Source organism: Pseudomonas aeruginosa (assembly GCF_001457615.1).
GTDB lineage: Bacteria > Pseudomonadota > Gammaproteobacteria > Pseudomonadales > Pseudomonadaceae > Pseudomonas > Pseudomonas aeruginosa.
The window spans coordinates 662,335-677,818 of record NZ_LN831024.1; the positions used below are offsets into that span (position 1 = coordinate 662,335).

General features: G+C 65.3%; 20 protein-coding genes. All 20 read left to right on the forward strand.

Features of this window, described 5'->3' with window-relative positions; genetic code table 11:
* Positions 1-316: 316 nt before the first annotated feature.
* The 20 genes from AT700_RS03065 (at position 317) to AT700_RS03160 (ending at position 15,142) form a co-directional block, all read left to right on the forward strand.
* A complete protein-coding gene (locus AT700_RS03065) occupies positions 317-517 on the forward strand; it encodes a TraR/DksA C4-type zinc finger protein (RefSeq protein WP_003085132.1) in 201 nt (66 codons plus the stop codon).
* A 47-nt stretch (positions 518-564) separates the two neighbouring features.
* Positions 565-924 carry a hypothetical protein gene (locus AT700_RS03070; protein WP_003118907.1) on the forward strand — a complete coding sequence of 120 codons (360 nt, stop codon included), beginning with the start codon at positions 565-567 and terminating at the stop codon, positions 922-924.
* 459 nt (positions 925-1,383) lie between these two features.
* Positions 1,384-1,737, forward strand: a complete 354-nt coding sequence (locus AT700_RS03075; protein ID WP_003101619.1) for a phage holin family protein — start codon at positions 1,384-1,386, stop codon at positions 1,735-1,737.
* 21 nt (positions 1,738-1,758) lie between these two features.
* Positions 1,759-2,274 (forward strand): hypothetical protein, encoded by a 516-nt coding sequence (locus tag AT700_RS03080; protein WP_003113200.1) that lies wholly within the window; start codon positions 1,759-1,761, stop codon positions 2,272-2,274.
* Complete coding sequence (locus tag AT700_RS03085) at positions 2,271-2,828, forward strand: phage baseplate assembly protein V (protein WP_003085141.1); 558 nt, start codon at positions 2,271-2,273, stop codon at positions 2,826-2,828. The genes AT700_RS03080 and AT700_RS03085 overlap by 4 nt, the downstream gene beginning before the upstream one ends.
* A 152-nt stretch (positions 2,829-2,980) precedes the next feature.
* Positions 2,981-3,307: a GPW/gp25 family protein gene (locus AT700_RS03090; protein WP_003113199.1), complete on the forward strand. Its 327-nt coding sequence runs from the start codon at positions 2,981-2,983 to the stop codon at positions 3,305-3,307.
* Positions 3,304-4,191, forward strand: a complete 888-nt coding sequence (locus tag AT700_RS03095) for a baseplate assembly protein (protein ID WP_003085151.1) — start codon at positions 3,304-3,306, stop codon at positions 4,189-4,191. The genes AT700_RS03090 and AT700_RS03095 overlap by 4 nt, the downstream gene beginning before the upstream one ends.
* A complete protein-coding gene (locus AT700_RS03100) occupies positions 4,184-4,717 on the forward strand; it encodes a phage tail protein I (protein ID WP_034041833.1) in 534 nt (177 codons plus the stop codon). The genes AT700_RS03095 and AT700_RS03100 overlap by 8 nt, the downstream gene beginning before the upstream one ends.
* 1 nt (position 4,718) lies before the next feature.
* Positions 4,719-6,824, forward strand: a complete 2,106-nt coding sequence (locus AT700_RS03105) for a phage tail protein (RefSeq protein WP_003161927.1) — start codon at positions 4,719-4,721, stop codon at positions 6,822-6,824.
* A gap of 7 nt (positions 6,825-6,831) precedes the next feature.
* Positions 6,832-7,272, forward strand: coding sequence for a hypothetical protein (locus AT700_RS03110; RefSeq protein ID WP_016852415.1), 441 nt, complete (start codon positions 6,832-6,834; stop codon positions 7,270-7,272).
* A 42-nt stretch (positions 7,273-7,314) separates the two neighbouring features.
* Positions 7,315-8,475, forward strand: a complete 1,161-nt coding sequence (locus AT700_RS03115) for a phage tail sheath family protein (RefSeq protein WP_003121848.1) — start codon at positions 7,315-7,317, stop codon at positions 8,473-8,475.
* A gap of 12 nt (positions 8,476-8,487) precedes the next feature.
* A complete protein-coding gene (locus AT700_RS03120) occupies positions 8,488-8,991 on the forward strand; it encodes a phage major tail tube protein (protein ID WP_003085175.1) in 504 nt (167 codons plus the stop codon).
* Positions 8,992-9,005: 14 nt separating this feature from the next.
* The gene (locus AT700_RS03125; protein WP_003085178.1) at positions 9,006-9,350 is read left to right on the forward strand and encodes a phage tail assembly protein; all 345 of its coding nucleotides are present in this window, start codon (positions 9,006-9,008) and stop codon (positions 9,348-9,350) included.
* A gap of 169 nt (positions 9,351-9,519) precedes the next feature.
* On the forward strand, positions 9,520-11,757 hold the full coding sequence (locus tag AT700_RS03130; RefSeq protein WP_023083951.1) for a phage tail length determinator protein: 2,238 nt from the start codon (positions 9,520-9,522) through the stop codon (positions 11,755-11,757).
* A 9-nt stretch (positions 11,758-11,766) separates the two neighbouring features.
* Entirely contained in the window at positions 11,767-12,639 is an 873-nt protein-coding gene (locus AT700_RS03135; protein WP_003085182.1) for a phage tail protein, read from the forward strand.
* Positions 12,614-12,820 carry a tail protein X gene (locus AT700_RS03140; RefSeq protein WP_003101635.1) on the forward strand — a complete coding sequence of 69 codons (207 nt, stop codon included), beginning with the start codon at positions 12,614-12,616 and terminating at the stop codon, positions 12,818-12,820. Before AT700_RS03135 ends, AT700_RS03140 begins: the two co-directional genes overlap by 26 nt.
* 57 nt (positions 12,821-12,877) lie before the next feature.
* The gene (locus tag AT700_RS03145) at positions 12,878-13,867 is read left to right on the forward strand and encodes a phage late control D family protein (protein WP_003113193.1); all 990 of its coding nucleotides are present in this window, start codon (positions 12,878-12,880) and stop codon (positions 13,865-13,867) included.
* Positions 13,868-13,899: 32 nt separating this feature from the next.
* Positions 13,900-14,529 (forward strand): glycoside hydrolase family 19 protein, encoded by a 630-nt coding sequence (locus AT700_RS03150; protein WP_003113192.1) that lies wholly within the window; start codon positions 13,900-13,902, stop codon positions 14,527-14,529.
* Entirely contained in the window at positions 14,526-14,888 is a 363-nt protein-coding gene (locus AT700_RS03155; RefSeq protein ID WP_003121852.1) for a hypothetical protein, read from the forward strand. The genes AT700_RS03150 and AT700_RS03155 overlap by 4 nt, the downstream gene beginning before the upstream one ends.
* Positions 14,885-15,142 (forward strand): hypothetical protein, encoded by a 258-nt coding sequence (locus AT700_RS03160; RefSeq protein ID WP_003118919.1) that lies wholly within the window; start codon positions 14,885-14,887, stop codon positions 15,140-15,142. The genes AT700_RS03155 and AT700_RS03160 overlap by 4 nt, the downstream gene beginning before the upstream one ends.
* The last annotated feature ends 342 nt before the right edge of the window (positions 15,143-15,484 follow it).

Genomic DNA, 15,484 nt, shown 5'->3' on the forward strand with positions numbered 1-15,484 from the left:
ATGGGTGCAGGGACGCACCCGGTTGTCGGCGACCGACGATGCAGGTGCCGACTGCTTGGGTGCCGGGGCCATGGGAAAGCGCTCCGGCACCTGGAGGGCCGGAGCGCCGTCCATGCAGACGCTCCGTCCCGCTCATTCATTCTGTCGCCGACCTGCTTCAGGTACGGCGGCGTCGTACAGGGAGTCATTGCCATGTCGCGAGATACGCACTCGCCATTTCCGCGCAGAGGAACGCAGGTCGCCGAACCGGCGCCGCGCATCTGTCATGTTCCATCCATTCGGCCGTCGGGCGTCGGGCACGCCAGGGAGGCTTTCCATGGCTGACCTTGCCGATCACGCCAACGAACTGGTCCTGGCTCGCCTCGACGGCCTCCTGGCGGCGCGCCCGGCGCTGGCCATCCGCGAGTCCGCGGAAGACTGCGAGGACTGCGGCGAGCCCATTCCCCAGGCGCGCCGCCGGGCGGCACCGGGCTGCAGTCGCTGCATCGACTGCCAGGACCGCCACGAGCGCCGTTGAACCGACCTCATGCCGAGCCCTCGCGGGCAGTGAAAGGAGACACGACCGTGATCAAAGCCATCGATGAAATGCTCAAGCTCTGGGCCGAGGAAATGCACGCGCCAGGCAGCAACGGAGGCGGCTACGCCGGCGGCAACCTGATCGCCATGCTGATCGCCAGCAAGGGCGAGGTGGTCCGCGGCCACCGTGGCAGCCGGGTGATCCTCGACCGTGTGGCGGAGGTCGATCGCCTGGTAAATCGCCTACCCGAGGAACTGAAGAACGTGGTGGTGGAGCACTATCTCAATCGCGACAGCTTCCCCGAGCAGAAGTACCGCCACTGCGGTTGCAGCCGCAACACCTTCTATCTGCGCCTGCATGTGGCGCACCAGGGTATCCAGGACGGCCTGCTGCGGCGGGTGGCCTGAGTTCCTGGACCGGATACCGTGTCCCCCCTGGAATTTTCCAACCGGCCTTCGAGCCGGTTTTTTTATGCCTGTCGCCCATGGAGGCGGCGAGCCCCATGCACAGCAGCGGACCCTGCACGCTAGAGGCGGGTTCGGGCTGGCGGAGCCGTCCTTTTCGTCAGTCGATGCCGGGCTTTTCCATATCGGAAGTGGGTACGCGCTTGCCCGGATGCCTGGCGAAGGTTCCCAGGGCGGTATATCACCCTCATATCGTGGTGCGTCTCCCTCCTATTGCAGTGGATTGTCGAGAAGGCATTGCCGGGCTGGGAATCGGGCGGTAAAAAGTAGTCATTCTTGTAAAGGTGCGTCCCCAGGGAGGCACTCGTGAAGCACCGGAACCCGGCCCTGGCGCCGGGTTTTTTATTGCCCGGGAAAACGTTCGTGCGGACGTGCCCGGCGCTGCCTGCCAAGGAGGGACCCATGGGCAACGAACCGCAGACACTGACGGAAATGCCGCTCTGGGTACTGATCCTGCTCGCCGCGCTGGGCGGCGTCAGCGGCGAGATGTGGCGTGCCGACAAGGCCGGTCTCGGCGGCTGGGCCTTGTTGCGGCGCCTGGCGCTGCGCTCCGGCGCGTCGATTGTCTGCGGCGTGGCGGTGATGCTGCTGGCATTGGCTTGCGGCGCCGCGCTGCTGTTCGCCGCGGCGCTGGGCAGCCTGACCGCCGCGGCCGGCGCGGAGATCGCAGTCGGTCTCTACGAACGCTGGGCCGCCCGGCGCCTGGGGGTTTGCGAGCTGCCCGAGGAACAGTCGGACGACCGTGGCCCGCATTGAAACTGATCGAAGGAGTCAACCATGCCTGAACAGGCTGTTACGCTCGAGGCTCTGTACGCGGCCATCGAGCAGGTACTGCGTGAGCGTCTGCCGGAGGCGCAGTTGATCGGCTTCTGGCCAGGCGTGCCGGAAAATACCCCGGCGGTTTCCCTGGAAATAGCCGAGCTACTGCCCGAGCGCGATCCCGGTACCGGCGAGAGTGCCCTGCTGTGCCGCCTGCAGGCGCGGATAATGGTGCCGCCTGGTGCCGATCGCCAGGCGGTATCCATTGCTTGCGGAATCGTTCGGACATTGCGCGAGCAGACCTGGAACCTGTCTCTGCAGCCGGCGCGCTTCGTACGCTCGGCCGTCGACGGCAGTCGCGAGGAGCTGAAGAGCCTGCGTGTCTGGCTGGTCGAGTGGACGCAGTCGCTGCGTCTCGGAGACCCGGAGTGGGCCTGGGAGGACCAGCCGCCCGGCAGCCTGATGCTGGGCTTCGACCCGCAGACCGGCCCCGGCCATGAGCCGGACTACTTCGCTCCGGAGGCGTTGGCATGAGCTATGTCAGTGCGGAGCATGACCGCATGCTCGCCGCGATGATCCTGCCCTGCGTGGTGGTCGCCGTGGACCTGGCAGCGGCGCGGGTACGGGTGCGCTCCGGCGACTGGACCAGCGGCTGGCTGCGCTGGCACTCCCTGGCAGCCGGCAAGGTTCGCCACTGGCGTGCGCCGAGCATAGGCGAACAGGGGGTACTGCTCAGCCCGTCGGGCGGAGTGTCAATGGGCACCTTTATTCCCGGTCTGTACGGCGATGCGGGCACGGCGCCGGACAACAGCGCCAGCAGTGAGACCTGGCGTTTCGACGACGGCGCCTCGTTGAGTTACGACTGGGCTGCGCATCGCTACCGCGTCGAGCTGCCCAGCGGCACCGTGGAAGTGAGGGTCGGCGCCAGCGAGGTGCGGGTCAGCGACGGGGCGGTCAGTCTCAAGGCGCCGAAGATCAGCCTGGAAGGACCGGTGGAGATCGCCGGGACACTGACGGTCAGCGGAGACATCCTCGGCGGCGGCTCGATCATCGACACCGCCGGCAACAGCAACCACCACACCCATTGAACATACGACGGGGCTGCCGAAGGGCGGTCCGTCGAACATTCAACCGGCCCGCGCGAGCGGGCCTTTTCGTTTGCGGAGTTCGCCATGGGCAACACTCACAGCCATTCGGAGCCAGGCGCGGCCTGTCTCTGCCGGAGCGGGAGGGCAGGGCGATGATCGGGATGGATCGCCGTAGCGGGCTACCCCTGTCCGGCCTGGCTCATCTTAAACAGTCCGTCGAGGACATCCTGACCACCCCGTTGGGCAGCAGGCGCATGCGCCCCGAGTACGGCAGCAAGCTGCGGCGGATGGTCGACATGCCGGTGAGCGAAGGCTGGAAAAGCGCCGTGCAGGCCGAGGTAGCCCGTTCCCTGGGGCGCTGGGAACCGCGCATCGGATTGTCTGCCGTGCGAGTCGTCGCGGTCGTCGATGGCCGCGTGGATCTGCTCCTGAGCGGCGTGTTCGAGGGCGAGAACATCAATATGGAGGTCTCGGCGTGATCATCGATCTTTCCCAGTTGCCGGAGCCAGAGGTTATCGAAAACCTCGATTTCGAGACGATTTACCAAGAGCTGTTGGGCGACTTCCGCGAAGCCATGGCTGGCGAATGGACAGCGGAGGTGGAGTCCGATCCGGTTCTCAAGCTTCTGCAACTGGCGGCCTATCGAGAACTGCTGCTGCGGGCGCGGATCAACGATGCGGCGCGGGCGGTGATGCTGGCATACGCCAGCGGTGCCGATCTCGACCAGATCGGTGCCGGCTTCAATGTGCAGCGTTTGCTGATCAGGCCCGCTCAGCCCGAGGCGGTACCGCCGGTGGAGGCGCAATACGAGAGCGACAAGTCGCTGCGCAATCGCATCCAGCTCGCGTTCGAGCAGCTGTCCGTCGCAGGACCGCGGAACGCCTATATAGCCCATGCGCTGGGCGCGGATGGAAGGGTGGCGGATGCCTCTGCGACCAGTCCGGCGCCCTGCGAAGTGCTGATCAGCGTGCTCGGGGTGGAAGGCAACGGGCAGGCACCGGAAGCGGTGTTGCAGGCAGTGCGCCTGGCGCTGAACGCGGAGGACGTGCGTCCTGTCGCGGATCGGGTAACGGTGCGCTCGGCAGGCATCGTTCCCTATCAGGTCAAGGCGCAGCTCTACCTGTTTCCCGGTCCCGAGGCCGAGCTGATCCGTGCCGCCGCCGAGGCTTCGCTGCGCGACTACATTTCCGCCCAGCGCCGCCTGGGCCGCGACATCCGGCGTTCGGCCCTGTTCGCCACCCTGCATGTCGAAGGCGTGCAGCGCGTCGAACTGCAGGAGCCTGCGGCCGACGTGGTCCTGGATGAAACCCAGGCGGCCTATTGCACGGGGTACGCGATCACCTTGGGAGGCGTCGATGAGTAGCCGACTGCTGCCGCCAAACAGGAGTTCTCTGGAACGCTCTCTGGGTGATGTATTGCCTGCCGAACTGCCGGTGCCGCTTCGTGAGCTTCACGATCCGGCACGCTGTGAGGCGGCCTTGTTGCCCTACCTGGCCTGGACGCGCTCGGTGGACCGCTGGGACCCGGACTGGAGCGACGAGGCCAAGCGCAATGCGGTAGCGACGTCCTTCGTCCTGCACCAGCGCAAAGGCACGCTGACCGCGTTGCGCCAAGTGGTCGAGCCGATCGGTGCGCTGAGCGAGGTCACCGAATGGTGGCAGCGAAGCCCGCTTGGCGTGCCGGGGACCTTCGAGATCACCGTGGACGTCAGCGACCGTGGCATCGACGAAGGCACCGTACTGGAGCTGGAGCGCTTGCTCGATGACGTCCGCCCGGTGAGCAGACACCTGACCCGGCTGGACCTGCGCATTACCCCGGTAATCCGGTCCCGTCACGGACTGGCCGTGACCGACGGCGACACCCTGGAAATCTTCCCCTGGAAACAGTGACATGACGACCAATACTCCGAAATACGGTGGCCTGCTCACCGACATAGGTGCCGCTGCGCTGGCTGCGGCCAGTGCAGCAGGCAAGAAATGGCAGCCGACTCATATGCTGATCGGCGATGCCGGCGGTGCGCCGGGCGACACGCCGGATCCATTGCCTTCTGCGGCGCAGAAGAGCCTGATCAACCAACGCCATCGGGCTCAGCTGAATCGGCTGTTCGTTTCCGACAAGAACGCCAATACCTTGGTTGCCGAGGTGGTGCTGCCAGTTGAGGTAGGTGGCTTCTGGATCCGCGAGATCGGCCTGCAGGATGCCGACGGCAAGTTCGTCGCGGTATCCAACTGCCCGCCCAGCTACAAGGCTGCAATGGAAAGTGGCAGTGCGCGGACCCAGACCATTCGGGTGAACATCGCGCTCTCCGGCCTGGAGAATGTCCAGCTGCTGATCGACAACGGCATCATCTACGCCACTCAGGACTGGGTGAAGGAAAAGGTCGCTGCCGATTTCAAGGGCCGCAAGATTCTGGCTGGCAATGGCTTGGTCGGTGGGGGCGATCTTTCTGCCGACCGCAGCATTGGTCTGGCGCCTTCCGGCGTGACGGCGGGCAGCTATCGTTCGGTCACGGTGAACGCCAACGGGGTGGTCACCCAGGGCAGCAATCCGACCACCCTGGCCGGCTATGCGATCGGAGATGCCTATACCAAGGCCGATACCGATGGAAAACTGGCGCAGAAAGCGAACAAGGCCACCACCCTGGCCGGCTATGGCATTACCGATGCGCTGCGAGTCGATGGCAACGCCGTGTCATCCAGCAGGCTGGCCGCACCGCGTAGCCTGGCAGCCAGTGGCGATGCCTCCTGGTCGGTGACCTTCGACGGCAGTGCCAATGTTTCTGCGCCGCTGAGTCTTTCCGCTACCGGTGTGGCGGCGGGCAGCTATCCGAAGGTGACCGTGGATACGAAGGGAAGGGTGACTGCTGGAATGGCGCTGGCGGCGACGGACATTCCCGGGCTGGATGCTTCGAAGCTGGTCAGCGGGGTGCTGGCCGAGCAGCGTTTGCCGGTATTCGCGCGCGGGTTGGCTACTGCTGTCTCGAACAGTAGCGATCCGAACACCGCGACCGTGCCGTTGATGCTGACCAATCATGCGAACGGACCTGTTGCCGGACGATACTTCTACATCCAGTCGATGTTCTATCCGGATCAGAACGGCAATGCTTCGCAGATTGCAACGAGCTACAACGCTACATCCGAGATGTATGTACGGGTGTCCTACGCGGCCAACCCTAGCATCCGGGAGTGGTTGCCCTGGCAGCGTTGCGACATTGGAGGTTCCTTCACGAAGACGACTGACGGATCCATTGGAAATGGCGTCAATATAAACAGCTTCGTCAATTCCGGATGGTGGTTGCAATCGACATCGGAATGGGCGGCGGGTGGAGCTAACTATCCCGTGGGGCTGGCCGGTTTGCTGATTGTCTACCGCGCACATGCAGACCATATCTATCAGACCTACGTAACACTCAACGGAAGCACATATTCGCGCTGCTGCTATGCGGGCTCTTGGCGTCCGTGGCGGCAGAACTGGGACGATGGAAACTTCGATCCGGCCAGCTACCTGCCAAAGGCGGGATTTACCTGGGCGGCTTTGCCGGGTAAGCCGGCAACTTTCCCGCCCTCAGGGCATAACCACGATACCAGCCAGATCACCTCCGGCATCTTGCCTCTCGCTCGTGGTGGCCTTGGCGCCAATACAGCGGCCGGAGCACGCAACAACATTGGTGCCGGAGTGCCGGCCACGGCGAGCCGGGCGCTCAATGGTTGGTGGAAGGACAACGATACCGGTCTGATCGTCCAGTGGATGCAGGTGAACGTAGGAGATCATCCCGGTGGAATAATCGATCGTACCTTGACGTTCCCGATCGCGTTCCCTAGCGCCTGTCTGCATGTCGTACCGACTGTCAAGGAGGTGGGGCGACCAGCGACGTCCGCGTCGACCGTTACGGTCGCCGATGTCAGCGTCAGCAACACGGGATGTGTGATCGTTTCCTCCGAGTACTACGGACTGGCTCAAAACTATGGCATCAGAGTGATGGCCATCGGCTATTGAGGTGAAAATGATTTTTTTCCATGCCGCCACGGGCGGCTTTTATTCGAAGGAAATTCATGGGTCCCGCATGCCTCTGGAGGATGAAATGCATCCTCTCGAAGACGCCGAGTACCAGGCTCTTCTTCGTGCGCAGAGCGAAGGGAAACGAATTGTCACGGACCACACCGGTCGCCCTATCTGCGTCGATCCGCCGGCTCCGGCCAAGGACATTCTGGTCCAACGGGAACGCATCTGGCGCGACCGGCAGTTACAGCTCACCGACGGGCCTCTCGCTCGGCATCGTGACGAGCAGGACCTGGGAAAAACTACGACTCTGAGCCAGGAGCAGCTTCGTGAGCTAACTCTCTATCGCGCCGTTCTTCGCGACTGGCCTATTGCCGCGGAGTTTCCCGACCTGAACGCAAGGCCCGAGCCGCCTGCCTGGCTCCAATCGCTCATCACCCCCTGAACCCCGCCTCGTGCGGGGTTTTTCATTAATGGAGATCTACCTATGAGTTTCTTCCACGGCGTTACGGTAACCAACGTCGATATCGGTGCGCGCACCATCGCGCTGCCGGCCAGCTCCGTCATCGGCCTCTGCGATGTGTTCACGCCGGGGGCGCAGGCAAGCGCCAAGCCCAACGTTCCGGTGCTGCTCACCAGCAAGAAGGACGCCGCCGCGGCGTTCGGCATCGGCTCGTCTATCTACCTGGCCTGCGAGGCCATCTATAACCGTGCCCAGGCCGTGATCGTGGCGGTGGGCGTGGAAGCCGCGGAGACTCCCGAGGCCCAGGCCAGCGCCGTCATAGGTGGTATCAGTGCCGCCGGCGAGCGCACCGGGCTGCAGGCTTTGCTCGACGGCAAGAGCCGCTTCAATGCCCAGCCACGTCTACTAGTTGCGCCGGGTCATTCGGCCCAGCAAGCGGTGGCCACCGCCATGGACGGGCTGGCCGAGAAACTGCGGGCCATCGCCATTCTCGATGGTCCCAATAGCACCGACGAGGCGGCCGTCGCCTACGCCAAGAACTTCGGCAGCAAGCGCCTGTTCATGGTCGACCCGGGCGTTCAGGTTTGGGACAGCGCCACCAATGCCGCGCGCAACGCCCCGGCTTCGGCCTACGCCGCCGGCCTGTTCGCCTGGACCGACGCCGAGTACGGCTTCTGGTCCTCGCCGTCGAACAAGGAGATCAAGGGCGTCACCGGCACCAGCCGTCCGGTGGAGTTCCTCGACGGCGATGAGACCTGTCGCGCCAACCTGCTCAACAACGCCAATATCGCGACGATCATTCGCGACGATGGCTATCGCCTGTGGGGCAACCGCACCTTGTCCAGCGACAGCAAGTGGGCTTTCGTCACCCGTGTTCGGACCATGGACCTGGTAATGGATGCGATCCTCGCCGGGCACAAGTGGGCGGTGGACCGCGGTATCACCAAGACCTACGTGAAGGATGTCACCGAGGGCCTGCGCGCCTTCATGCGCGATCTGAAGAACCAGGGAGCGGTGATCAACTTCGAGGTCTATGCCGACCCGGACCTGAACAGCGCCAGCCAGCTGGCCCAGGGCAAGGTGTACTGGAACATCCGCTTCACCGATGTGCCGCCTGCCGAGAACCCCAATTTCCGTGTCGAGGTGACCGATCAGTGGCTCACCGAAGTTCTGGATGTCGCCTAAGGAGCGCCCGTGATGATTCCGCAAACCCTGACCAATACCAATCTGTTCATCGACGGCGTGAGCTTCGCCGGTGACGTGCCATCCCTGACCCTGCCCAAGCTGGCTGTGAAGACCGAGCAATACCGTGCCGGCGGCATGGATGCGCCGGTATCCATCGACATGGGCCTGGAGGCGATGGAAGCCAAGTTCTCCACCAACGGTGCCCGCCGAGAAGCGCTGAATTTCTTCGGCCTGGCCGACCAGAGCGCTTTCAATGGCGTGTTCCGTGGCTCCTTCAAGGGCCAGAAGGGCGCCAGCGTGCCAGTGGTGGCTACCCTGCGCGGCCTGCTCAAGGAGGTCGACCCGGGCGACTGGAAAGCCGGCGAGAAAGCCGAGTTCAAGTACGCCGTTGCGGTCAGCTACTACAAGCTGGAAGTCGATGGCCGCGAGGTCTACGAGATCGATCCGGTCAACGGTGTCCGCGCGATCAACGGTGTCGACCAGTTGGCCGGCATGCGCAACGACCTCGGCCTGTAAGAGGAGCTCCGGACATGACCCAAGAGAATCGACTGCCGGGCTGGCTGACGCTGGATGCCGACGCCGCCCTCGTTCGTCTCTCGCGTCCGGCACAGTGCAACGGGGTCAGCGTCGACACGCTGACCCTGCGTGCACCCACCGTGCGTGATATCCGCCTGGCCGGCAAGGTGGCCGGCGACGATGCCGAGGAGCGCGAACTGCAACTGTTCGCCTCGCTGGCGCAGGTCAGCCGCCAGGACCTGGAGGGGCTGAAGCTGAGCGACTACCAGCGGCTGCAAGGCGCCTACTTTCGCCTGGTGCAAGACGACACGGACGACACCTTCGCGTATGCGTCAACTGGCGAGGCGCCTGGCCATTGAGCTGGGCTTCCAGGCCAGCGAACTGGAGCGCATGACCCTGGGCGACCTGCTCTGGTGGCTCGCCGAGGGCGAGGAGTGAGCGACGGCGCCGTCCGCCAGGCGAGCGGCGCCCGCGCTACTTCAGTAGGTCCGCGGAGGCGGACATCGATAACAGACGAGACGAACCGTCATGAGTAAAGACATGGACCTGGTGGTCTCCATCGGCGGCATCGCCGACCCCTCCTTGGGCAAGGCATTCGAGACCGTCAAGGCACGGCTCGACAGTCTCCAGGAACGTGCCCGCCAGGCTTCCAGCCTGAGGGATGTGCTGGGAGACGCCATACGCCTGGAGCGAGAGCTCGCCGATATGCGCAAGGTCGGGGATCGCGGCGTTGCTGAGCATGCCCGGCAGCTTGGCGAACGCCAGGAGCAACTGAAGCGACTCGGCATCGAGGCCAGGGCCGCGGGCGATGCCTACGCTCGACTGGGCGAGATGCAGCGTGGCCTGGATATGCAGGTCCGCGGCCTGCAACGGCTGGAGCAGGCCAGCCAGGCAATGCCATTGGCTAGCGCATTTTCCGGACTGGTCGTGGAAGCCAGCAAGACGGCTGCCGGTTATCAAGCGCGGTTGCGCGACCTGGCGATCCGCAACGGCCTGGACGCCGGCCGGGAGCCAGCCTTGGCATCCCTGATCCAGGACAGTGCAAGCCAGAGCGGCCTGGGACGCACGGCGACGCTGGACATGCTGGAGCACTTGAACGCCACCGGCATGGGGTTCGCCGCCGCGCAAATGAATCTGGGACTGGCGGGCCGCTTCGGCTTTGGCCAAGGGATTGCTTCAGCCGAGGCTGCGGGGCTGGTTCGAGCGTTGCAACTGGCCCAGGGTTCGGACTCGCCAGAGCAATTGTCCGCCTCCCTCGACCGCCTGGTCGTCCTGGGTAAAGGCAGAGTCGGCAGTGAGGCCCTGGCGCGTCGCCTGCCTGCCTTGTTGTCAGCGCTGGGCAATGCGGGAGAGGCCACGGCCGGCGATGTCGGTGCACTGGGTGCCTTGCTGGAGATTCAGGCAAAGAACACCACGCCAGACAAAGCGGACGTGCGGATGAAGGCCTGGCTGGAGTTCGTCGGCAGCGGCAGCTTGAAACGCGCTTATGGCCAGGACTACGACCGGGACCTGGAAGCGCTGCGCAAGGACGGAGCGAGTCTGCTGGAGGCCAACCTGGAGCTGGCTGCGCGCTATCGGGATAAGGGCGGCAAGCTCAGCGCCGGCGTGGCGTCGCCGGCGCTTGAAGCCTATCGAGCGTCGCGCGGCGAGTTCCAGGGCTTGCTCGAATCCCAGCAGTCTTCCGTAGGCTCTTCGGAGCGCGATGCGCAGCGTCGCAAGGGGATGTCCCAGGAGCTGTGGAAGGCTTCCAGCGACAGTTGGGAGAGGGCGCAGACCGCTTTGGGCAGCGCCCTGAATCCATATCTGGACAACCTGGCCAAGGGGAGCAAGGCACTCGGCGAGTCGACTGCGGAGCTGCTCGAAGCCTATCCGCGGACGACGGCCGGTCTTACCGCCGCCGCAGGTGCGGTGTTATCCGGGTATCTCGCCTACAAGGGAGGGCGCGGCGCTATCGACGTGCTGCGTGGCGGTCGGCTCGGTCGGCGAGGGACCGCTGCCGTCGGCGACCTGATCGAACGGGGTGCAGGCCGGGTATCGGGTGGTAGCGAAATACAGCGCGTGTTCGTTACCAACTGGCCGGTGCCGGGAGGCGACTCTACGCTGGAGTCCGCGAGGAGGCCGGCACAACGAAAGCGCGGTCAAACACCACGCAGGAAGAGAGGCAAGGGCGGTGGGCTGAAGGCCCGCTCCCTTCCATCCCTTGGCTTCTCGGCTGGAGGAGGCTTGGGGGCGATGGCAGGAAAGCTGCCGCGCCTGTCGCGTTTGCCCATACGCAACGCGCCGCTGCAAGTGGCCTCGTCGTTGATCGATGTTGCTGAGGTCTACTCCAGCGACCTGTCGGAGAGCGAAAAGACCATCGCCTATGGCGAGGCCGGTGGCTCCCTGGCTGGCTCCCTGGCTGGCGCCGCTCTGGGAGCGAGCATCGGCTCGGTGGTGCCGGTGGTCGGTACGCTGATCGGTGGATTGGTTGGCGGCGCTATCGGCGCCTGGGGCGGTAGCGAACTGGGGGGGCGTCTGGGACGCAGTCTGGCTGGCGATCCGCCGGCGGCCTCGGACAACAAGCCGGCGGTGCCCGTACCACAGGCCGAACCCGTCGCGGCTGTGCCCAACTGGACCTTCGCGCCGCAGATAAACCTGACGGTGCAAGGCAACGTACACGAGCCGCAGCGTCTGGCCGACGAGCTGCTGCCCTACCTGCAACGCATGCTTGTCGACTTCGCCGACGAGCGGCAGCGGCGCAGCCTCTACGATCCGGCGATGGTCTAAGGAGTCCCCATGGCATATCTGGAACAATTGCAGGCCGGCCTGAGGTACCTGGGTCGCGCCGGCGAGTCCGGACGCAAGAGTCTGGACAAGGTGGTCGCTCCGGTGAACGGCGCGATCAGCGAGATCCGCGGCGCAGCCGCGGAGCTGGAGAACCTGCCCGGCGTATCGCCGGAAATGGCTGCCCGGCTGCAGCGTGCCATGCGCGGCATCGGCCAGGCGCAGGGCAAGGTGAACCGCGTGGTCTCCACCTATGACCGGGCGAGCCGGGCGTTGCTTGGTATCGACGAACGCCTGGATGCGCTGAAGGTCCAGGTGAACAGTGCCGCGCAGGCGGTCGGCAAGGTCGCTGGCGACATCAGTCCGACGCTGGCGGGGGTGCTGCCGTCGTGGCTGCTGGCACCCTCGGCGACGCCCCCGAGCGAGGCCGCAGCGCCCTTGCCGCACCTGCTGGTACTGCAGCCGCTGACCGCCAATGCCCAACCGTTCTACTTCAACCTGAATACTGCCGCCTTCGACGCCCTGCAGCGCAACAGTGCCTACAACTGGAGCGGGCAGGTGCGCCTGGGTCGGCGGCCGGCGCTGCAGAGCGTCGGCATGGGCGAGGAGAGCATCCTGCTCAAGGGTGCGGTATTCCCGCTGCGTCGACAGGTAGGTAACCAGGAAAAGGTCGTCGGTCTGGAGCAGCTCGAAGCGCTGCGCCGGTTGGCGGAGCGGCGTGAGCCGCTGATCCTGAGCAGCGGCTACGGCGAGGTGCAGATGGGCCTCTGGTGTCTGGTGCGGATCAGCGAGAACCAGAGCGCCCTACTGGGCAACGGCGCTCCCCGCAAACAAACCTTCGACCTGGAGTTCAAGCGCTATGGCGACGACCTGCCGAACCGCTGACGGCGACATGCTGGACAGCCTCTGCTACCACGTCTATGGCCATCTGTTGGGCTGCGTCGAGGCGACCCTCGACGCCAATCCCGGGCTGGCCGATGAGCAGCAGCCATTCCGCGCCGGCTTGCTGATCAGTTTCCCTGACATGCCGGTGGTCAATGTCGAACAGGTGCGCCTGTGGGATTGATCGACCGCTCACCCGCAACCCCGCCTTGGCGGGGTTTTTCTTTTCTGGAGAAACCAGGTGCAACCGAGTTTCCGTATCGTTGCCGACGGCACCGACGTCACCCAGCGGCTGAATGACCGCCTGCTCAAGCTGACCCTGCTGGACAAGCCGGGCATGGAGTCCGACAGCCTGACCTTGAGGATCGACGATCGCGATGGACAGGTGGCCTTACCCAGGCGCGGTGCGGTGCTGGAGGTTCATCTCGGCTATGCCGGCGAGCCACTGATGCGCATGGGACGCTTTACCGTGGACACCTTGCAGTGGGCTGGTCCGCCGGACTGCCTGACCGTCACTGCCAAGGCCGGCGACATGCGCGGCAGTGGCAAGACGATACGCAGCGGAGGTTGGGAGGGCACTACCCTGGCTCAGGTCTGCCGCGATGTTGGCGCACGCAACGGCTGGCGCGTGGAGTGTCCGTTGCAGGTGGCGATCGCCCGGGTCGACCAGGTCAATGAGTCCGACTACCACTTCGTCACCCGTCTGGCGCGCCAGTACGACTGCACCGCCAAGCTGGCCGAGGGCATGCTCATGGTGCTGCCGCGACAGAGCGGGCAGAGCGCCACGGGGCGTCGGATCGAACCTTTGGTGTTGGGACGTGCTGACGTCGGTAGCTTCGACGTTACCTTCGACGACCGCAGCCTGATGAGAACGGTGAAGACCCGCTACCAATTGCCCGGCAGCGGCGAGGTCAAGAGCGTCGAGTTGAAGAACCCGAAGGCACCGGCTACGGCTATGGGCGAGCATGTCGACCGGCACCTCTATACCAGCCGTGGAGAGGCCGAGCAGGCGGCGAAGGCTCGCCTGGCGAGCTTCAGCCGCTCCAGCGCCAGTGTGCGCCTGGAACTGCCAGGGCGTGGCGACCTGTTCGCCGAGCGCAGCCTGCTGCTCCAAGGCTTCAAGGCGGGAATCGACGGCGAGTTCCTGATCGACTCGGTGGAGCACACCTACAGCTCCAGCGGATGGACCACTGTCGTGCAATGCAACGGCGGCCGAGGCGGCAAGGGGTGACGCCTGAAACCCATCGGAGTGCAGGAGGATCGATGAAACTGACCGAGCAGCAATTGCTGCGCATTTTTCCCAACGCCCGCCTCGTCGCGGGCGTTTTCGTTGTGGCGTTGCAACGGGCCATGGACGAGAGGGAGATCGACACACCGGCGCGGCGTGCCGCGTTTCTCGCCCAGGTCGGCCACGAAAGCAGCCAGTTGACCCGGCTGGTGGAGAACCTCAATTACAGCGCCCAAGGCTTGGCGGCGACCTGGCCGGGTCGCTATCTCGGCCCCGACGGGCAGCCCAACGCGTTGGCCTTGCGGCTGGCGCGCAATCCGCAGGCGATTGCCGACAACACCTACGCCACGCGCAACGGCAATGGCGACGAAGCGTCCGGCGATGGCTGGCGCTTCCGCGGGCGTGGCTTGCTACAGATCACCGGGCGTGCCAACTACCGGTTGGTCGGCGAGGCCCTCGGCGAGCCGCTGGAAGCCGAGCCCTGGCGCCTGGAGCAGCCCGTGCCGGCGGCCCGCAGCGCCGCCTGGTGGTGGGCCGGTCACGGGCTCAACGAGTTGGCCGACCGCGGCGAGTTCGCTGCCATCACCCGCCGCATCAACGGCGGCCTGAATGGCCAGGCGGAGCGCCTGGCGTTGTGGCAGCGGGCCAGGGCGGTGCTGTCATGAGCCGGCTCGCTCTGCTCCTGCCGGCCGTGTTGCTGGTCCTGCTGGCCGGCGCCTTGCTCGGCGGCGGCCTGGTTGCCCGCCACTATCGTCCGCAACTGGAGGAGGCCCTGGGCCAACTCACTGCCAGCCGCGTCGCCAGCGGCCAGCTCGAGGCTTTGCTCGATGAGCAGCAGCGCGCGCTGGCGGCGGTGCGGGCGAGCGCCGAGAGGCGCGCGAAGGACGTCGAGCAGGCACTCGGCGAGGCCAGGGCACAGGCCGCGGAGCAGTATGCCGCGGCCGTGCGTCTGCTCCAGGAACCCGACATTGGCGTGGACTGCCAGGCGGCAGGTGCGGCGATCGACCGGGAGCTGGGACTATGACTCGTCTCCTGCTGGGGCTTTGTCTGCTTTTCGCGGGCTGCGCAGCCTCGCCGACGACACCTCGCCCCGTGCGCGTCGAGGTTCCCCTGGCAGTGCCCTGCCGTGTACCTGACGTGCGCCCGCCGAGCTGGGCCGGCGCCACGCTGAAGGCCGGCGATTCGCTGCAGGCCAAGGTTCGCGCATTGCTCGCCGAGCGCCGCCAGCGGCAGGGCTATGAACTCGAATTGCAGGCGGCATTGCGTGCCTGCCGCTAAACCTTTCGGCCGATCCTCTCGGATCGGCCTTCCTTCCGACATCCCGCTGTTGCACCCATCCTCCCCACTGGGCTATGTTCCCCAGCATGGCTCCGTGAGACCGCTATCGTGATCCACCTCAGCAGCATCATCACCTCCCTCATCAAGGCATTCGCCCGTTGGCGCTGGCGCGCCTGACTTCTTCTTCGCCGGCCTGGCCGGTCACGTCTCCCTGCGTCCCCCGTTTTCCACAGGCATAATGCCGACGATCCACTCCCCCTTCCTCCGCGAGCGCGCCGGGAACCGGGTGTGGCGAAAGCCGGGTGATGCGATTCGCATAAGAATGAAATCAAGAGGTTACAG

Coding starts and splice junctions, on each gene's coding strand:
- AT700_RS03065 (WP_003085132.1), top strand. CDS start 317: ATGGCTGACCTTGCCGATCACGCCAACGAACTGGTCCTGGCTCGCCTC.
- AT700_RS03075 (WP_003101619.1), top strand. CDS start 1,384: ATGGGCAACGAACCGCAGACACTGACGGAAATGCCGCTCTGGGTACTG.
- AT700_RS03080 (WP_003113200.1), top strand. CDS start 1,759: ATGCCTGAACAGGCTGTTACGCTCGAGGCTCTGTACGCGGCCATCGAG.
- AT700_RS03085 (WP_003085141.1), top strand. CDS start 2,271: ATGAGCTATGTCAGTGCGGAGCATGACCGCATGCTCGCCGCGATGATC.
- AT700_RS03090 (WP_003113199.1), top strand. CDS start 2,981: ATGATCGGGATGGATCGCCGTAGCGGGCTACCCCTGTCCGGCCTGGCT.
- AT700_RS03100 (WP_034041833.1), top strand. CDS start 4,184: ATGAGTAGCCGACTGCTGCCGCCAAACAGGAGTTCTCTGGAACGCTCT.
- AT700_RS03105 (WP_003161927.1), top strand. CDS start 4,719: ATGACGACCAATACTCCGAAATACGGTGGCCTGCTCACCGACATAGGT.
- AT700_RS03110 (WP_016852415.1), top strand. CDS start 6,832: ATGATTTTTTTCCATGCCGCCACGGGCGGCTTTTATTCGAAGGAAATT.
- AT700_RS03115 (WP_003121848.1), top strand. CDS start 7,315: ATGAGTTTCTTCCACGGCGTTACGGTAACCAACGTCGATATCGGTGCG.
- AT700_RS03120 (WP_003085175.1), top strand. CDS start 8,488: ATGATTCCGCAAACCCTGACCAATACCAATCTGTTCATCGACGGCGTG.
- AT700_RS03125 (WP_003085178.1), top strand. CDS start 9,006: ATGACCCAAGAGAATCGACTGCCGGGCTGGCTGACGCTGGATGCCGAC.
- AT700_RS03130 (WP_023083951.1), top strand. CDS start 9,520: ATGAGTAAAGACATGGACCTGGTGGTCTCCATCGGCGGCATCGCCGAC.
- AT700_RS03135 (WP_003085182.1), top strand. CDS start 11,767: ATGGCATATCTGGAACAATTGCAGGCCGGCCTGAGGTACCTGGGTCGC.
- AT700_RS03140 (WP_003101635.1), top strand. CDS start 12,614: ATGGCGACGACCTGCCGAACCGCTGACGGCGACATGCTGGACAGCCTC.
- AT700_RS03150 (WP_003113192.1), top strand. CDS start 13,900: ATGAAACTGACCGAGCAGCAATTGCTGCGCATTTTTCCCAACGCCCGC.
- AT700_RS03155 (WP_003121852.1), top strand. CDS start 14,526: ATGAGCCGGCTCGCTCTGCTCCTGCCGGCCGTGTTGCTGGTCCTGCTG.
- AT700_RS03160 (WP_003118919.1), top strand. CDS start 14,885: ATGACTCGTCTCCTGCTGGGGCTTTGTCTGCTTTTCGCGGGCTGCGCA.